Source organism: Vibrio splendidus, from assembly GCF_003345295.1.
GTDB classification, from domain to species: domain Bacteria; phylum Pseudomonadota; class Gammaproteobacteria; order Enterobacterales; family Vibrionaceae; genus Vibrio; species Vibrio splendidus_K.
The window spans coordinates 655,060-671,015 of sequence record NZ_CP031056.1; the positions used below are offsets into that span (position 1 = coordinate 655,060).

Here is a 15,956-nt window from a genome sequence, read left to right on the forward strand (position 1 = left end):
ATCCATCACCAACATTGCGGAAAAGCGGGTAGGTAAATGGAAACTGAGCTAGCAACAGTAAGAATAGGGTGGTCGAGTTATAGCGGGTAGATAAGTTATAGCGGATAGATAAGAGCGTTTAATCGCTTGGCTTCTGAAAGGCTTTCTAGGCCAAGTCCGCCTACTAATGCACTGCCTTTTACGGTAATGATTTGTTTGTTCATGCCAGCAGGAGTCGCTGCTAACATAGGCAGCGATTTAAGAATGGCGTCAGCGCCGCCCATTTTTTGGTAGCTGCGGCCACTCACCAAGATGACATCAGGCTGCATTTCTACCAGAGATTCCATCGATAGTGGTTTGTAAGACGTCAGGCTTTTAGCCGCAGGGTTTACACCGCCAGCCAATTCAATGATCGCGTTTGGTGACGTTTCACCGCCAGCAACGTTCGCCGGGCGACCTTCATGCAATAATAAGAACAGAACTTTCTTCGCTTCGTTGCTTGGTACTTGGTTTGCTTTTAGTGCCGCAATCTTCTTATTTACTTCAGCTTTGACTTGCTGTGAGTGTGCTTCGGTATGGGTAATCTTGGCGATTTGGTCTATTCGCTTTAATAGCCCTTCAACATTCGCTTCGGTATTGACGATCTCGACATCGACGCCCGCAGATTTCAATTGAGATATTGCGTTATCTGGCCCCATTTCATCTGAGCCAACCAGTGTTGTTGGCTGTAATGCTATCAAGCCTTCTGCTGACAGGTTTCGGTGATAACCAATCTTCGGCAGGTTCTCTGCTTGAGGGAAATGGCTTGTTACATCAATCGCCACTAACTGATCTTGAGCACCCAGCGCTAAAACTAATTCGGTAACAGCACTGCCCGCGCTGATGATTCGAGGCTGTTCTGTATCGTTGGCCATTGCCGTTGGTGCAGTCAGTGCCAAGCTCATCGCCGCGATTGAGAGTAAATGTTTGTTGGTCTTTAATTTGTCGAGTACTTTTAAATTTTTCATAATGATTTCTTTATACTTTCTTGTGATGGAGAGTAATCGCGAAGATTCTCAGTGAGCAGTCCGTTCGTATTGTGAGTTCGAATCTATAGAGAGGTTTAGCTCTGGTTATTTGGTCTTAGTAACTAGAGCTTAACCTCATGAAAATAGACAGTTGTTCTAGCCATCTTCGGTGAGCAATTGGGTTGCGGGTATTCCATTCTCTTGAAGGAACGACAACAACTTCACTAGGTTCTCAACGTTGGCAGCTTTATCTGCGCCAATGATGATCGGCTTTTTATCCGCTGAACCTGTTTCTTCTAGTAATGCAATTTTGAAGTTTTCCCAGTCGATGTACTCTCTGCCGTTAATCGCCCAGTAAGGTTCGCGATCTAAGATATTGACGCTTATCGAATCTTTATGAACTTCAGAAACGTTCTTAATATCAGAGCTTGGTAGTTCGACTTCTAATGACTCCAACTTCACCGATGCTGTCAGAAGCAGGAAAACCATCACGATAAAAATGATGTCGAGCAGCGGTGTTAAATCTGGCGCTAAACTTTGTGTTTGAGATGAGTGGGGCGTTTTAATCATGCTTGGCTCACATCACCGACTTTGTTTACTGATGAGCCTTTAGTCTCGTCAGAGTGATTGGTTTGAATCGACATGCCTTCTAGCCACACATTGACATAGTTCAGAGTATGTTCTAGCTGCGCCAAAACCCGATCGGCCCAAAGCCCAAGCAGTTGAGACCCTGAGATCGCAGGCAGTGCAATCATCAAACCTGCAGCTGTGGTTCTCATTGCTAAGCCAAGGCCGTCAGCTAGATCATTTGGTGTAATACTTCCGGTGGTAGCAGCTACACCTTTGAACATCTCAATAAGACCAAGCACCGTACCAAGCAAGCCAATTAGTGGACTGATCACGCCAATCAAACCAAGCAACCTTAAACCTGCATGAAGCTGGTGGCGTTTTTCTTGTAGCCAGATGCCTGCTGCATCTTCACGTAATCCTTTTGAGAAAGAGTGGTGAGCAAGCAACATTGACACGGCCTTGTACAGTAGCGGTCGTTTACCTGAGATAGATTGTGCTAATGCTTCGATCTCTTTGCTGTTGGTTGGTGAGATCTGGTTGAGCTCGCGACGAATGGCGCGTTTGCCAACACCAATGCTTAACATCACTTGGAAGACACGTTCAGCGATGATCATTGCTGTTAATGCTGAGCAGATGAGAAGAGGCCAAGTCATTAAGCCAAGTTGATCTTGTAAGTAACTGATTTGTTGCATGATTAATCCAACCTAAAACGAACAGGTATTTGTACACGGTGAGCAATCGCTCGACCATTGACAGTGTGAGGTGAGAATTTCCATTGTTTAATGGCGTCTAAAGCGGCGTTGTCGAGCATTAGTGCGCCTGATGAATTTACTAATGCTTGTTTAATTTGTTTGCCCTCAGCGTCTAACCAGACCTCATAAGTAGCGACACCTTCAACGCCACGACGTCTAGCTTGGCGTGGGTAATTTGGTGGTGTGGGGCGTGAAGAAAAAGAGGGCTTAGTGACTAATACGGGCTCTTGGTTTGATACGCCTTGGCTTACTTCCTGAGGTTGATTGGCTGATTCGTCCATATTCTTATCGACTTTCTTGTCGGCCAACTTTTCTGGTTGAGGCGTTGGTTTGGACTTTGGTTCTGGGCGTTCTTTCTTAACGACCTTTTTCTGAGTCACTGGTTTCTTTTGAATCGGCTTCTTCTCGACTCTCTTTTCAACAACCTTTTTCTCTACTTTCTTGGGTTGAGGTTTATTGGTGATCGCTTTTTTCTTTGGTGTCGGTTTGGCTTGCTTTGGTTCGACTGCCTTGGGTTCGACAGGTTTAGGTTCAGCTTCTGAGACCGTTTCTTTGATTGGTTCTGGTTCAACCGGCTCTGTGATGGTTTTTTGTTGAGCTGGAGAAGGCGTGCTCTTGGGAGTGAAGTTGATCGATACCGTGTTCGATTGGCTACCTGCAGGCATCGCGAATACTTTGGATTCTTGAGCAACAAATAATAGCGCCGCATGAATCACTAACGATGCACCGCCTGCAATAACATATCTAGGAACGTTCACACTCAATCCTTTACCAAATCCAAAATCTGTATCGGATTATTGCTTAGAATCTAAATAAGATCAATTATCAATTGCATTATCATTTACGTCTATTTATGATTATTTCAGTTTTAGCGAATAGTCTTCCAGACTTTGCTATGTAAGTGTTTAGAGAGATTATATGAGTCTTAATATCTATAAGTATGACGAATCAATCTTGGGTGTTTCTAGCCCTGATCCGCTTCGTTTTGCGTTTGCGAAAAAGCATTCTGCCCATGCCGGAGGAAGTTCAATTCCGGTCGACCCGAGTAAGAAGTTGGAGCTTTTTGATGAACTGATGCTAAGCGAAGGGAAAAAACAGGATAAGCGTTGCTTGTATATCCACATTCCTTTCTGCCGTGTGCGCTGTACGTTCTGTAACTTCTTCCAAAATGCCGCAAGCCGCAAATTAGTGGATGAGTACTTCGATGCTCTGATGGTTGAGTTGAAGCAAAAAGCCAAAACGCCTTGGGCTCAGTCTGGATTATTTCATGCCGTCTACATTGGTGGCGGAACACCTACCGATTTATCGCCTCAACAAGTAGAGCAATTAGCTAAGGCTATTCGCCAATATTTCCCACTAGCAAACGATGTTGAGATGACCTTGGAAGGGCGCATCAATCGATTTGGCGACGAGATGTTTGATCGTGCGCTTGAAGGTGGCTTCAATCGTTTCTCATTCGGTATTCAAAGTTTTAATACTCAAGTTCGACGCAGTGCTAAGCGCCTAGATGACCGAGAGGTTGTGCTAGAACGTATCAGTGCTTTGAGTCGGACCGAGCAAGCGCCAATCGTTCTTGATCTGTTATACGGATTGCCATACCAGTCAATGGAAGTGTTCCAACAAGATTTAGAAGACTACATGTCTACTGGTGCACACGGTATTGATCTCTACCAACTGATTGTTGGGGGTAATGCTCCTATGCTTAATCTCGTTGAGAAAGGAAAAATTCCACCACCAGCGAATACGCCAGATAAAGCGAGCATGTACTTGGCGGGTGTCGAGTTCATGACAAAAAATAAGGTCAAGCAACTGAGTGTGAATCACTGGACTCGTGATAACCGCGAACGCAGCATTTACAACAGCTTAGCGAAAACCTATGCCGAGGTTCTTCCAATTGGTTGTGGTGCTGGTGGCAACATTGGCGGTCACGGTGTGATGCAACATCGAACTTTAGACAGTTACATGGAGTCTATAAAGCAAGGTCAATTACCTATTGCCATGATGACGAAGCAAAGCTCATTAGAGCCAAGCTTCTCTTCATTGAAGGCAGGTTTTGATTCTGGTGTTGTTAGAAGAAGCACATTACCGACATTTATGGGACAAGACACGTTCGATTATCTGAAGCCTTTGTTCGCGCATTGGGAAAAGAACGGTTTAGTAGAGCTTTCGGAAGATTATTTGAGCCTGACTATCGCGGGTAGTTTTTGGGCAGTGAGCCTTGCACAGAGCGTAATTCAAGTGCTTAACGCTGAATATCAAGCGATGCACCCTACACCGAAAGTGTCAGCTTCGGGCGTTCACCCGCATGCAAGCTTGAAGCACGCTTAATATTGAATTTTTAGTTTATAACTTACGTAAATTACTCGTTTATACGGAACATATTCAATGACAGATACAACATTAGAAATGACAGAAACTCTAGAACAAAGCGTAGCTCGAATTTTAGAAGAAGAGCCAAAACTGCTTCCTACTGCGATTGCTGAGAAGCTAGGCGTTTCAGAAGTTGAAGTAGTCGTTGCTTTTCCAAACGACATGGCGGTGATGTTAGATGGCAGCCGTGCCCAAGAGATCCTAGAAGGCTTAGTTGGTTGGGGCCCAGTGACCACAATTATGCATTCATTCGGCTCAATCTTCGAAGTAAAAGCGCCGTTCCCTAAAGGTAAAGTCGCACGTGGTTACTACAACCTAATGGGCAAAGAGGGCGAACTTCATGGCCATCTGAAACTAGACAACATCAAACAAGTTGGTTTGGTGAGCAAAGCGTTCATGGGTCGTGAAAGTCATTACTTCGGTTTCTTCAGTGAAACGGGCGAGAACATTTTTAAGATCTACCTAGGCCGCAATGAAAAACGTGAGCTTATTGCCGACCAAGTTGAACGCTTCAAAGCACTAAAAGAACAAGCTTAAGAATAATTAACGGCAAGCTTAAATAAGGTTGCCTACTCGCTTAAACAGTACATCAATGCTCGAGGATCGTTTAGTTCGCTAATGATCGCTCAACCTCGGGCAAAAATAATAAATCAGAGAAAGTGAAGAAAGGAATTACCCATGGAACAGCAAGTAAAACAAGAACGTCTACAAGGTCGCCTAGGTCCAGAAATCAAAGAGTTTCGCCAAGAGCGCCGTACCCTTCAACTTGCAACGGTTGATGAAGAAGGTCGCCCGAACGTAAGTTACGCACCTTTCGTTCAGAACCAAGAAGGTTACTTTGTTCTCATTTCTGATATTGCTCGTCACGCTCGTAACTTGAAGGCTAATCCTCAAGTGTCTTTGATGATGATTGAAGATGAAGAGAGCTCGAAGCAGCTTTACGCACGCAAGCGTCTAACGTTTGATGCTCAAGCTAGTGTTGTTGAGCGTGAAACGGAACTTTGGACTCAAGTGATCGGCCAGATGCAAGAACGCTTTGGTGAAATCATTGATGGTCTTAGCCAACTTCAAGACTTCTCTTTGTTCAACCTTAAAGCAGAGAACGGTCTGTTTGTGAAAGGCTTTGGTCAGGCATACCAAGTGTCTGGCGACGATTTGGTGGATTTCGTTCACCTGCAAGAAGGCCATAAAAAAGTGTCTAACGAATAAGCTCGTTTAACCGATTTCTTTAGGAGCCCTCCAATGTGAGGGCTTTTTTATGTCTAAATCAAAGAGTTTGGTATATTGGCGTCTGATTATATTTATGTGTAAGGATCGGTACGTGAAACCAGTAAGTCGAGATTGGGACGAGTTCTGCTACCCGTTTATTTATGAAGACAGTCCTATCTGTGATTTTGAGATTCTGTCGGACGAACTTTGTTGTCGAGTTGGGTTGGTGCTGTCTTTGGAGTTAGAACCTCAAGTCCGTGAGATCCTGCAACGCCTGCAACCTAACATCTACCATTTGAATGGCTCTGTGCGCGGAAAACTCGCCATTACCGAGTCTGAATTGGTCGAGCTTAAGCAAGATTATCATCACATTCGCGATCAGCTAGAAGGTGGTTTCAAAGGGTTTGTTTTGCCCGGTGGGCACCGAGTGTCCGGCGAGCTTCACTTGTGTCGCTGTCAGGCAAAAAAAGTCGTGCGAGCATTGGTGAGTATTGAGCATCATGAAAGCAAAAAATCGCCAGACCCGATTCTTTTTAAATACGCTAACTTAGTCGCGAACACACTCTATGCATTGGCGTCTTTTACCAATCATGTCAATGAAGTTGAGGAAGTGGAATTTGTGAGTAAGAGTTATTCTATGCCAAAGAAATCTTAAGGAAAAGATCCATATTGATTCATATCTAATCCTTAAGAAGCTAAGAAGCTAAACCATTAAGCATGATGCTAGGTTTAGCTTCCAAAATAGCGTCTAAGCAGCCGTAGATGCTTCGTTTAAGACTTTTGCGCCGCGTAGCATGGCTTCGATTAATTCGCCCGCATTGAACTTCTCAAGCGCTTCATGTGCACCTACCTGATTGGCTCGGTCGACACAGATTTCACTGGACAGTGAGGTATGCAAAATACAGTAGGCATGACTCAGTGCGCTGTCATTTTGTACTTCGAACGCAAGCTCATAGCCATCGAGTCCAGGCATCTCAATATCACTCACGAGAAGATCAATTGCATTGCCAGCGCTGGCTTGGCGACGCATTAGATCGATCGCATCTAAACCATTATTACAAATGCTGTAAGGGATGTTGATACTGTCCAAGGCATCAGATAGCTGTTTCCTCGCGATTAAAGAGTCATCAACCAATAAGATATTCAGCGCTTTGAGACGTTCCCTTTCTACATCGGTCAGCATTGGAATATGCGCGTTTTCATAAGCCGGGTAGATCTTAGAAAGTAATAACTCCACGTCGAGCATTTGCACGATACGATCTTCAAAACGCGTAATACCAGTAACAAACACATTACGACCCACACTGGCGGGTGGCGATTCAATGCTTTTCCAATCACATTCAATGATTTTATCAATCGAACGAACCAAAAATGCCACTACTGTTCTTAAACAATCGGTGACGATGAGCACACAATCTTGGTATTCAGAGGGTGTTATCGGTCGAAAGCCAATCGCTGCAGACATATCAATGACTGGAACGGTAAGATCGCGGATGGTCACCGTACCAATCACGTGATGATGGGAGTATGGGATTTGAGTCATCGGCTGAAAAGGCACTATTTCTCTTACCTTAAGCGTGCCAATCGCAAAACTTTGAGTAAGGGATAATTTGAACATCAACATTCCCTGTGACTGACTCGCTTTACTGATCGGTTTGGCCATAGTGGCTCCTACTTAATACGCGCTTAATTTATAAGGATTAATTTAAAGGGAAACAGGGATATCGGCAAGTCACTATACGGTTTTTAGGGGTTTTAAGGCAGTTGTTTTCGGTTATAGAGTGAAGATTGGCAGTTCTTGGGTTAAAATCACGCTAAACGCGCGCTGTCGATGGTTTTATGTCGACAAGTCGTTAGCGATAAACAGAATTACAACAGTCAGTTCATTAACGATGCTCTAAGCAACCATCGTAAGTAAACTGACCGCAACACACTGAGAATTATCATGGCAAGAAAAGCAGCAGCACTTCACATCCTAGTGAAGCATAAAGAACAAGCAGAAGACATCATTAAACAGCTTAAGAAAGGCGCGAAGTTTCAAACACTAGCGAAGAAACACTCTACTTGTCCATCAGGCAAGAAAGGTGGTGATTTAGGCGAGTTCCAAAAAGGTCAAATGGTGCCTCAGTTTGATAAGGTTTGTTTCTCTGGCGAGACGCTAGTACCACACCTTGTTAAAACAAAATTTGGCTGGCACGTAGTGAAGGTTCTTTACAGAACTTAGTCATAAATATGTGTTAGATTGAATAAAAGGAGCGTATATACGCTCCTTTTTTGTCACTTTTTTGTGCATTTTAAAGCACTACGGTTGAGTGTTCATCCCAGACGTTATGCGATAATTGGCACTACGCCCTTAACTATCCGCCGTGACTAATCGGTGGGAGGAGGAGGGTTTTTAATGAGTAACTCATATAATAAATACCATTCTTAAGGAAATTTATGCAGCTTTGCCTTTTAGCCTTTGTATTTATCTAGAAAGCTGTAAACAAGTTTGGTAGGAGAACAACATGGATAGTTCAGCTATGTTAAGCAACCCAGCGACAGATGTGATATTGCATGCCTTTGACTGGTGCTACGCTGACGTAATGAAGAACGCCCCACTGATCCAAGAGTTGGGTTATAAATCTGTTTTAGTATCACCGGCAATGAAGTCGTTACGCGGACCTAAAGGTTGCGACCGTGATTCTGGCACCCAATGGTGGCAGCGCTATCAACCACAAGATTATCGTGTGATTGATAATCAGCTTGGTGACACGCAAGATTTCACTGCGATGGTGAACACGTTAAAGCAACACGGGCTTCGTACCTATGTGGACGTCGTGTTTAACCACATGGCCAATGAGTCGGGTATCCGTGGCGATTTAACGTATCCAAATCAGCAAGACATGGCGTCTTATCAAGAAGATGCTGACTATTACGAATCCATACGTTTGTTTGGCGATCTTTCTAAGCCTTTATTTGATGAAAACGACTTTGTTGAAGCGTTTGGTATCAAAAACTGGAAAGACACTTGGGAAGTGCAGAACGGACGTATTACCGGTGGAGTTAGTGACCCTGGCTTGCCAACGCTTTTAGACAACGACAATGTGGTCGCGCAGCAGAGAGCTTACCTAAAAGCCTTAAAAGAGATTGGCGTGAAAGGGTTTCGCATAGACGCAGCGAAACACATGACACTGTCACATCTACGCAAGGTGTGGACTGATGATATTTGCGAAGAAATGCACATCTTTGGCGAGATCATTACTGATGGTGGTGCGACCAAAGAAGAGTATGAGTTGTTCCTTGAGCCTTACCTCAAACACACTCGCTTAGGCGCTTACGATTTCCCTCTGTTCAATACTATCTTCAAATCCTTTGAAGAGCAGGGCAGCTTTAAATCTCTGATCAACCCTTACTGTTTTGGTCAGGCGTTATCGAATATGCGAGCAATCACTTTTGCCGTCACTCATGATATTCCAAATAATGAAGTATTTTTGGATCACGTAATGGGTGAAGTTGACGAGCGATTAGCTCATGCCTTTATTCTTGGTCGAGACGGCGGTGTGCCGCTTGTTTACAGTGAGCTAAGTACCAGCGGCATTCTGGATCAGAACGGTCAGCCTCGTTGGCTTAACGATTGGCAAGCGCCTTACATGAAAAACATGATTCAGTTCCATAACCATGTTCATGGCGAAGCGATGCGTGTGGTTGAGGCAAATGATGATTTGCTGGTGTTTGTCCGTGGCGACAAAGGCATTGTGGTGATCAACAAGTCGAAGCGAAGTAAAACGGCATCACTGACTTGGACTGGTACAGTAACGGATTTGTTGTCTGGTGATGTATTCGAATGTGTTGGCAAGGACTTAACCATTAAGGTTGAATCTAATCAGTGCATGATGCTGACAACGAACTAATTCGAGCCTGTTACGAGTTACGTCTAATCGGTTAGAAAGAGAAGTCGAAAAAAGAAAGACCCGTTTACTAGCATCTAGTAAACGGGTCTTTTGTTTTTTAGGTTCTTGGCGGAACGTTAGTTGAACTATGTGTTGGTTAAGCTAAGCGCCGATTAACACAAACTTCTGTTAAACCGTAAACTTGTTCAATAGCTCGTCTTGTTGGCGAACATTGTCAGTTTGTACCTGCATTGCCGTGTTTGCTTCTTGAGCCGCGTTGGATACTTGTGTTGAAAGGTCTTTGATCTTAACTGTGTTGTTGTTGATCTCTTCCGCTACTAAGCTCTGCTCTTCTGCTGCTGAAGCAATTTGAATATTCATATCAGAGATACGCTGAATCGCGTCACGGATGCGGTCAAGTGAAGAGTTTGCTTGCTGAGCGCGTTCAACGGCGTCAGTGGCTGTGTCTTTACTTTGATTCATCGCGTTCGATACTGAGCTTGCGCCAGCTTGGAGCTGCTCAATCATGTTGCGGATTTCAGTGGTCGATTCTTGAGTACGTTGCGCCAGAGTTCGAACTTCATCGGCTACGACTGCGAAACCACGACCAGATTCACCAGCACGTGCCGCTTCAATCGCTGCGTTCAATGCGAGTAGGTTAGTTTGGTCTGCAATATCGTTGATTACTTTAAGAATCGTTTCGATGTTGGCTGTCGCTGATTCCAGTACTTGTACTTCTGCAACCGCTTGGTCGATACGTGCTGAAAGGTTATCAATGGCTTGAGTGGTATCACTGACTACAGATGTACCGTCTAGCGTTGCTTCGTCAGCTTCACGAGCCGCAGCTGCTGCGCCTTGAGCGTTGTTCGCGACTTCTGTTGCAGTCACTGCCATCTCGTTCATTGCAGTCGCTAATTGCTCAAGCTCTTGCAGTTGGGTATTCATCGCGTTTGCTGATTCGCCTGCACCTTTAACCGTGATTTCAGTACCACGCTTAATCTCAACACCAATCGCTTTTGATTGAATGATTTGGTTTTGCAGGTTTTCAGTAAAGGTATTGAAACCTTTTGCTAGGTCAGAGAACTCTTTGTCTGTGTTGGTGTCTAGTCGTTTGGTTAAGTCACCTTGACCGCTCGCCACATCTTGAATTGCTTGGTTAAGCACATCAAGTGGACGCATTAACACACGGATCAGAACAGTCAGTGCAATGATGCTGAGAATAACGGCAATCAAAGAGTAGATCATTGAGCTGTTTTTCAGATCTTCAACGGTTTGGAACGCGATCTCTTCATCAAGGATTGCGCCAATGTACCAATCTTCACTTGGGATGTGGGTGAAGTTCACTAGGAACATTTTTCCGTCGACTTCAATTTCTTGAGAGCCTTCACGAATGCTTGCTTGTGGCATGTAGCTTGAAAGCGTTTCACCGTTGTTTTTCGCATTCGGGTGAGCAATCGTTGTGCCGTCAGCAGTGACTAGGAATAGGTAGCCGGCATCAAACAAGTTCACTTGGTTTACCAATGTCGCAAGGTTGGTCAGTTCTAGGTCGTAGAACATACCTGCCGTGAAGCGGCCGCTGTCTTTAACTGGCGTACCCACAGAGATGATGACTTTCTTACTTGATGCATCCACATAAGGAGCTGTAACCACTAAACTGTTTTTGGATTTAGCATCAATGTACCAAGGGCGGATTCTTGGGTCGTAATCTGGACCGGCTTCCCAACCGTCATCATTCTCAATGACGAAACCGTTTGCTTCATAACCAAAGCCAACCGCTAGGAAGCTGTTTTTAAGCTTTGGTTTTTCTAGGATTTCTTTTACGTAAGTACGATCTTGAGGGTTAATCTCGATGACTTCAGTCGTCGATTGAGCCAACGCTTTCTTGGCGTTCATTTCTGATACGACTGTATTTTTTACGCCAGAGACCATCTCTTTTAGGCTCGCATTGACGTGGTTTTCTACAGCACTTCTTACGGTGTAAAGTTGTTGTATTGAAAGCAATGATACTGTCACTAGCAGCAAGGCTGATGATGCAGCAACCACCTTATGGCTAAATTTCATTGAGTGTTCCCCTTCTCACAGGCTTTGCGAAGTCTAAAGTTAATCGTGTTTTTCTAATTATATATATCGACGAGATTGAAATTTACTTGAATGTAATTTCACAAAATAGACTACAAAAATACAACAACCTAAACAATGCAAAATTCACTAAATCATATATTTGTTACTTTTAGCATTTGGTTCAATGAGTTGAAGATACACGCGAGCCTAGAGCCTACTGGTATTGATAATTTATTAATTAGACGTTTATGTGTGTGGTTTTCTATTCCAAGACGAGAAGGAAGTTAAACAGATATGAAATTAAATGATATGCCAATTTTATATCTTGGCTGTATTTGGGGTGGGTAGGTGAATGTATTTTGAGCGGGTAGGGAATGTTTTTACTGGCAATAAAAAGCCCCACAAAAGTGAGGCTTTATAAAATGGCTCTTAATTACGCTATATCAGTAGGGTCTAATTTAGAATATTAGATGTGCTACACCAGCGATAACCGGAAGTGTAATTAACGTACGCAGAATAAAGATAATAAACAGTTCGAGGATGTTCACTGGAATCTTACTGCCTAGAAGCAGAGCACCTACTTCAGACATGTAGATCAGCTGAGTTACCGACATTGCTGCAATAACAAAGCGAGTCATCTCGTTGTCGATAGAAGCCGCAAGGATTGCCGGGATGAACATGTCTGCAAAACCAACCACGATGGTTTCAGATGCTGCAACCGCTTCAGGAACACCAAGTAGCTCTAGGAATGGAATGAAAGGTTGACCTAGGAATGAGAATACCGATGTGTATTCCGCAATAACCAGTGCCATCGTACCAAGGCCCATAACAACAGGCAGTACACCAAATACCATATCTACGGCGTTACGGATGCCTTCAGCAAATACTGACGTAGCTGACTTAACTTGTGATGCTTTGTTTACTGCTAGCTCAAGACCCCAAGAGAATGTTGAGTGACCTGCAGGAATCGCGTCAGCGTCTTTGTGAGGCTTGCTGCCATCAATGAAGGTGTCTTTCTTCATGCTTAGTGGCGGAAGGCGAGGAATGATGACCGCAGCCACAATACCCGCTAAACAGATTGCTGCGTAGAAAGGCAGGAATAGGTGCTCTAGCTCTACTTGAGCAATAACCACAAGACTGAACGTGATAGATACTGCAGAGAAAGTCGTACCAACTACAGCGGCTTCACGCTGCGTGTAGAATTTCTTCTCGTACTGTTTGCTTGTAAGCAGGATACCAACGCTGCCATCACCTAACCAAGAAGCCATACAGTCGATAGCACTACGACCTGGCAGGTTGAAGATTGGACGCATCACTTTACTTAGCAAAGTGCCGAATAGTTCTAGCAGACCAAAGTTAAGCAGCAGTGGCAGTAGTAAACCTGCAAAGATAAATACTGAGAACAGTGTTGGAAGTAGGCCTTCTAGGACTAAGCCACCGGTGTTCTCTTCCCAAATAAATTCAGGGCCGACTTGGAAGAAAGCCATGAATGCTGCAGCACCACCGATAAGACGAACCAACAACCACAGTGGAGATGGGTTGAAAAGGCCGTTTAAAAATGAGTTCGATGTAATGAATGCAGGCTTGAAAATGGTGCTTAAAACGGAAGCTACAGACATGAAGGCAACGATTGCAGTGATAATAGCAACTAGAGACTCACCGAAAACCGCTTGAATTGATTTGGCTAGAATAGCGACAGGGATCGTTAGATCACCTTGGTAGCTGATTGGTGCCATGAAAAGGAATAAACCAATCAGAGATGGGATTAAGAAAACCCAGAAACTGCCTTTAGATTTCTCTGGTTGAGCAGTATTCGTGTTGTTAGACATGTTAATTGTTCTCGTATTTCTACATGTAAAAAAGCCACATCCTTGGCGTTTTTATTCTCTAAACATCCGTATTTTCTCACTGGCTGCAAGATTACCCAGTATTGATAGTGCTTGCAATACTATTCATCAAATATCGCTAACTATTCACACTGGTTATTCTGCAACTCATTAAGAGTTTAGAATAAAGTGTTGCGGATGTTACGTAATTTGAGGATATATTGCCAGGTATTTATAAATTGACTGGCGTTTCAGTTCGATAGGTCAGGTAGAGCCAGTAGCTAAATGCGATAATGAAAGCGAAAGAGGCAGGGAAAGCCAGCGCCAAAATTTCAAAGCGCTGGAACAGACAAGCTCCGCTTAAACCACCAAACAGAAAGCCAACCACAATGAACATCAGTAGTTTGGCTTTACGACGGTCAAAAGGCATCCCCTTTAAGCGAGCACCAATCATGATCCCAAGATCCGTGATGATCCCGCTCATGTGCGTTGTTCGAATGATCGCACCGCTGTAAGTCGTTATCATCGCGTTCTGCAAACCACAGGCTGCTGAAGCGAAGTATTGGCCTGAAGTGTAGCCCTGTAACAGCGCCCAAAGTGCTAAAAATAGCAATCCCCCTTCAATGCACAGAGCAACGCCGTAACGACGCCCTAACTTCAGTGCTTGGTTCTCAATAAAGAATCCGCTGAAGGCTGCACCTAACATAAAGCTCATGATAATCAGTAAAAGATGTAAAGAAGCCGAAGTTGGTGTGAGCAGGCTACTGCCTAATAAAGACATGGTGCCTGAAATGTGAGAGATCGCTTGATGCTGAAAGCCGAGTAAGCCAATCGCATTAACACTGCCAGCAAGGCCTGCGAGCAGCAAAGCGCCGTATTCAACCCAGCGAGGTAGCTTAGAAATCATGTGGTTCACCCTGGGTTAAAAAGAGGAGCCGATTATAACGCTAGCGAAAAGATACGCTAGCGCTGTGGTGCGTTGATATTTGATCTTAGGCAACAGTATTGCAGTTTGTTCTAATGCCGTTGCTTTATCGAGATAAAGGTCAGTAACAGGCTAGTTGTAGTGACTCATTTGATGGTCAAATTTGACCCAGCCGTGTTTACGTTCTTCGTAGACTGAAAAGCTCGGTAGCGGAAAGTCTTGCTCTTTAAATAATCCGAGCGGGACGATATAAAAATCGGCAGCAGCAACAGATTGTAAGAGCATGGTGGTGCCACACTTAGGGCAAAACTGATAGGTCACTTCACTGCCCGTATCACTGATGCGTGAGAAAGAAGTGACTTCTCCGTTTAATGTGACTTGTTCTATTGGGAATCGAGCCTGAACACCAAACACACTTCCGGTCCGTTTCTGACATTCATAGCAATGGCATACAGAGGTGCGTTGAGGCTCGCCTCTGCATACTAGGTTGACTGCTCCACAGCGGCATTCGCAACTTCTGATATTTCTATCTTTAATATGATTGATATCCATCCATGCTCCACTTCTGGTTAACCCTGTATTGATAATTATACTAAAGCCCTTTATGGTCTGCACAACTGGATGAAAACAAAAGAATATAATTGCTCATGAAAAAGAAAATCTTACCTATACCTCTGATTTTACTGATTCCAATTGTCATGCTGGTTGTGGTGATACTGGCGGGTATTTATCGCTTTAGCTTAAGTGACGAAGAGATCTTGGCGAAGTTTCCTTCTTCTCAAGTCAGTTATGACCCTGTTGTTGAAACCGTTTTTGATTTGAAGACGACCAACCCATGGACAATTAAAGTACCCGAAACCAACGCGTACGCTTTTATTAATGAAGTCGATGAACCTAGAGCTATAGCCTTTGGACGCTATGACTCGGGTGTTGAGCGTGGTGTGGTAACGGTAGACACCAACAACCTTTCAGCCGTCACGTTGGGCAAGGCGAATTTCTTTGTCGCACCGATGTGGGTATCTAACCAAGGCAGTGGCGTGTTCTATTATCTTGGCTTGTTTAAACATGACCAGCAGCGAAGCCGTGTCGTGCTTGTCGACCAGCTTTTTCTAGGCGATAGAGTGCAAATTCAGACTTTAGAAGTCGCTCAGCAGCAAGATTTACAATCCGCTAGCAAACAAACAGGGGAAGGTTTTATCGGCTTTACTCAGCATTCTGCGGAACAATCATTTGCAGAATCCCCTTCTGAAAAGGTGTTAATGAGCTTTTCTTTTGATACGCAATCAATTGGTAAGCAATAACGTTTTCGTTAATGCAAGGATCTGTTGTTTATGTGAGCTAAATTACATATTATCTTAATTAGATGAATGAAATTTAGACACTCC

At 44.0% G+C, this 15,956-nt stretch carries 16 protein-coding genes; 7 read left to right on the top strand and 9 right to left on the bottom strand.

What is annotated here, in order from left to right; genetic code table 11:
- Positions 1–95: 95 nt before the first annotated feature.
- The 4 genes from DUN60_RS18660 to DUN60_RS18675 form a co-directional block, all read right to left on the bottom strand.
- On the bottom strand, positions 96–986 hold the full coding sequence (locus DUN60_RS18660; RefSeq protein WP_114634817.1) for a heme/hemin ABC transporter substrate-binding protein: 891 nt from the start codon (positions 984–986) through the stop codon (positions 96–98).
- A 156-nt stretch (positions 987–1,142) separates the two neighbouring features.
- Positions 1,143–1,556 carry an ExbD/TolR family protein gene (locus tag DUN60_RS18665; RefSeq protein ID WP_065104527.1) on the bottom strand — a complete coding sequence of 138 codons (414 nt, stop codon included), beginning with the start codon at positions 1,554–1,556 and terminating at the stop codon, positions 1,143–1,145.
- Positions 1,553–2,248, bottom strand: coding sequence for a MotA/TolQ/ExbB proton channel family protein (locus DUN60_RS18670; RefSeq protein WP_114634819.1), 696 nt, complete (start codon positions 2,246–2,248; stop codon positions 1,553–1,555). Before DUN60_RS18670 ends, DUN60_RS18665 begins: the two co-directional genes overlap by 4 nt.
- A gap of 2 nt (positions 2,249–2,250) precedes the next feature.
- Positions 2,251–3,066 carry an energy transducer TonB gene (locus DUN60_RS18675; RefSeq protein ID WP_114634821.1) on the bottom strand — a complete coding sequence of 272 codons (816 nt, stop codon included), beginning with the start codon at positions 3,064–3,066 and terminating at the stop codon, positions 2,251–2,253.
- A 160-nt stretch (positions 3,067–3,226) separates the two neighbouring features.
- Between DUN60_RS18675 and hutW the strand changes: the two genes are divergently transcribed.
- The 4 genes from hutW (at position 3,227) to DUN60_RS18695 (ending at position 6,542) form a co-directional block, all read left to right on the top strand.
- Positions 3,227–4,636: a heme anaerobic degradation radical SAM methyltransferase ChuW/HutW gene (hutW, locus tag DUN60_RS18680; protein ID WP_114634823.1), complete on the top strand. Its 1,410-nt coding sequence runs from the start codon at positions 3,227–3,229 to the stop codon at positions 4,634–4,636.
- A gap of 57 nt (positions 4,637–4,693) precedes the next feature.
- Positions 4,694–5,215, top strand: a complete 522-nt coding sequence (hutX, locus tag DUN60_RS18685; protein ID WP_114634826.1) for a heme utilization cystosolic carrier protein HutX — start codon at positions 4,694–4,696, stop codon at positions 5,213–5,215.
- Between the two features lie 141 nt (positions 5,216–5,356).
- Complete coding sequence (gene hutZ / locus DUN60_RS18690; protein ID WP_004731858.1) at positions 5,357–5,887, top strand: heme utilization protein HutZ; 531 nt, start codon at positions 5,357–5,359, stop codon at positions 5,885–5,887.
- Positions 5,888–5,999: 112 nt separating this feature from the next.
- Positions 6,000–6,542 carry an ATP:cob(I)alamin adenosyltransferase gene (locus DUN60_RS18695; RefSeq protein WP_114634828.1) on the top strand — a complete coding sequence of 181 codons (543 nt, stop codon included), beginning with the start codon at positions 6,000–6,002 and terminating at the stop codon, positions 6,540–6,542.
- Between the two features lie 93 nt (positions 6,543–6,635).
- Here DUN60_RS18695 and DUN60_RS18700 read toward each other — a convergent pair whose 3' ends face one another.
- Complete coding sequence (locus tag DUN60_RS18700; protein ID WP_054545755.1) at positions 6,636–7,550, bottom strand: chemotaxis protein; 915 nt, start codon at positions 7,548–7,550, stop codon at positions 6,636–6,638.
- 282 nt (positions 7,551–7,832) lie between these two features.
- On the opposite strand from DUN60_RS18700, the gene ppiC reads away from it, so the two are divergent.
- Both ppiC and DUN60_RS18710 read left to right on the top strand, forming a co-directional pair.
- Entirely contained in the window at positions 7,833–8,111 is a 279-nt protein-coding gene (ppiC, locus tag DUN60_RS18705; RefSeq protein WP_010431207.1) for a peptidylprolyl isomerase PpiC, read from the top strand.
- A 283-nt stretch (positions 8,112–8,394) separates the two neighbouring features.
- Positions 8,395–9,780 (top strand): alpha-amylase family glycosyl hydrolase, encoded by a 1,386-nt coding sequence (locus tag DUN60_RS18710; RefSeq protein ID WP_114634830.1) that lies wholly within the window; start codon positions 8,395–8,397, stop codon positions 9,778–9,780.
- Positions 9,781–9,948: 168 nt separating this feature from the next.
- On the opposite strand, the gene DUN60_RS18715 is transcribed toward DUN60_RS18710, so the two are convergent.
- The 4 genes from DUN60_RS18715 to DUN60_RS18730 all read right to left on the bottom strand — a co-directional run bounded on the left by DUN60_RS18715 (position 9,949) and on the right by DUN60_RS18730 (position 15,186).
- On the bottom strand, positions 9,949–11,820 hold the full coding sequence (locus DUN60_RS18715) for a methyl-accepting chemotaxis protein (RefSeq protein ID WP_114634832.1): 1,872 nt from the start codon (positions 11,818–11,820) through the stop codon (positions 9,949–9,951).
- Positions 11,821–12,278: 458 nt separating this feature from the next.
- Positions 12,279–13,649, bottom strand: a complete 1,371-nt coding sequence (locus DUN60_RS18720; protein ID WP_114634834.1) for a YjiH family protein — start codon at positions 13,647–13,649, stop codon at positions 12,279–12,281.
- 229 nt (positions 13,650–13,878) lie between these two features.
- Positions 13,879–14,553: a YoaK family protein gene (locus DUN60_RS18725; protein ID WP_004731845.1), complete on the bottom strand. Its 675-nt coding sequence runs from the start codon at positions 14,551–14,553 to the stop codon at positions 13,879–13,881.
- Between the two features lie 150 nt (positions 14,554–14,703).
- Complete coding sequence (locus DUN60_RS18730; RefSeq protein WP_017077401.1) at positions 14,704–15,186, bottom strand: GFA family protein; 483 nt, start codon at positions 15,184–15,186, stop codon at positions 14,704–14,706.
- A gap of 32 nt (positions 15,187–15,218) precedes the next feature.
- Between DUN60_RS18730 and DUN60_RS18735 the strand changes: the two genes are divergently transcribed.
- Positions 15,219–15,872 carry a hypothetical protein gene (locus tag DUN60_RS18735; protein WP_114634836.1) on the top strand — a complete coding sequence of 218 codons (654 nt, stop codon included), beginning with the start codon at positions 15,219–15,221 and terminating at the stop codon, positions 15,870–15,872.
- The last annotated feature ends 84 nt before the right edge of the window (positions 15,873–15,956 follow it).